The 1,807-nt window shown below is 68.5% G+C and carries 2 protein-coding genes; both read left to right on the top strand.

Going from position 1 to position 1,807, the window contains the following annotated elements; translation table 11 throughout:
• The first annotated feature begins 201 nt into the window (after nt 1-201).
• Nucleotides 202-1,023, top strand: coding sequence for a FadR/GntR family transcriptional regulator (locus AC2VOP_RS03055; protein WP_486959604.1), 822 nt, complete (start codon nt 202-204; stop codon nt 1,021-1,023).
• A gap of 6 nt (nt 1,024-1,029) precedes the next feature.
• On the top strand, nt 1,030-1,752 hold the full coding sequence (locus AC2VOP_RS03050; RefSeq protein ID WP_486959603.1) for an SDR family oxidoreductase: 723 nt from the start codon (nt 1,030-1,032) through the stop codon (nt 1,750-1,752).
• The last annotated feature ends 55 nt before the right edge of the window (nt 1,753-1,807 follow it).

Below are 1,807 nucleotides of genomic sequence, written 5' to 3'. Positions count from 1 at the left end.
AGCAGCTTGCCGCAGTAGCTGCCCGCTATCCGGTCGCTGATCTCGACGACCCGCAGCGAATCCAGCGGCGTCGGTCGGCACTGCGATCCGTCGCTGGATTGCATCGGACTATTATGGCATCACTGTTAAAATAACTAAGTCAGTCGAGTGGCGGGCGCAGCGGCCGTGCACTCTCGCCGATTGTTTCGCTGCGGGATTCCGATGACCACGTTGGGGATTGGGCCGGAGGCTCGACGCCGGCTGTCGGCACCGAGAATCGCCGAGATCGTCGCGGACGAGTTGCGGCGCCAGATCATCGACGGCGAGCTGGCCGACGGTGACCTGTTGCCGCGCCAGGAGGTGCTGGTATCGCAGTTCAACGTCAGCCTGGTGTCGCTGCGTGAGGCGCTGCGGATTCTGGAGACCGAGGGGCTGGTGTCGGTGCGGCGCGGCAACCGCGGCGGCGCCGTCGTGCACGCACCGGCGAAGACCAGCGCCGCCTACATGCTCGGTCTGCTGCTGCAGAGCGAGTACGTGGGGTTGGCGGATCTGGGTGCGGCGCTGCGGGAGCTGGAACCGGTCTGCGCGGCGCTGGCCGCGGGACGGCCGGACCGCGCCGACACCGTGGTACCCGAGCTGAAGCAGATCAACCAGGCGATGGCCGCGCAGCTTGACGACGGCGAGCAGTTCACCGAAATCGGCCGCCGATTCCATGATCGGATCGTCCACGGGTGCGGCAACCACACCGTGATAGCGGTGGTGGGCAGCCTGGAGACGCTGTGGACCAGCCATGAACGGCAGTGGGCCGAGGAGAGTGCGGCGCGGGGCACCTATCCGTCGGCGACAAAACGTCGCGCCGTGCTCGGCACGCATGTCAAGCTGACCGAGATGATCGAAGCCGGCGACGTCGAGCGGGCGCGTCGCATCGCGGCACGTCATGTCGCCGACACCCAGACCTATGTGCTCTCCGATCGTTCTGACCGGCGGATCTATGCGTTGTCACCGCAGGCCCTGTCGCGGCCGCGCAACAGCCGGCAGCCGTGACCTTCGATGAAGACAGCCCTCATCACCGGCGGCAGCGGCGGGATCGGCAAGGCGTGCGGGCGCAGACTGGGTGAGCTCGGCTACGACGTCGTGCTGGCCGCGCGCCGCGCGGGCCCGCTGCGGGCCGCCGCCGCCGAGATCGGCGCCCGCCACATCGCGGCCGACGCGTCCGACCCCGTCGGATTCGCCGCCGCGATCCGCCCGCTGGAGACGATCGACCTGGTGGTGCACGCCGCCGGGGTGCTGGGCGGAACTTACGCGCGCAAGCAGACATTCGACCAATGGCGCGAGATCATGGCGGCCAACCTCGACTCCTGTTTCGTCGTGACCGCTGCGGTGTTGCCCCGGATGCGACCCGGCTCGCGGTTGGTGTTCATCTCTTCCTCGGCCGCGCACGAGCCGATGCCGGCCCGCACCGCCTATTCGGCAACCAAAGCCGGGATGAACGCGTTTGCCCGCGCACTGGCGGCTGAGGTCGACCGGGACGGTATCAGTGTCCACGTCGTCACCCCGGGCCCGGTGGAGACCGAGATGCTGACCGACGTTCCCTTTGAGATGTATGCGATCGCCGTGTCGGATGTCGCCGATACCGTCGCGTGGCTGGACACCCTCGACCCGTCGGTCGACCTGCCGGAGATCCGGCTCAACGCGGTGCAGCGGGGCCCGTTCGCCCGGCCCCCGGTGGTGCCGGCCGAAGCCCGGCGGCGGGCTGCGGCGAAAAAACCTTGATGACCGATTCCCCGAACTCTGCCAAGGTGTCTGGCGGGGCGAAGTCGGCGAACCA

The organism is Mycobacterium sp. TH-M106 (genome assembly GCF_057473765.1).
This window is presented reverse-complemented; position numbering and strand designations above follow the sequence as displayed.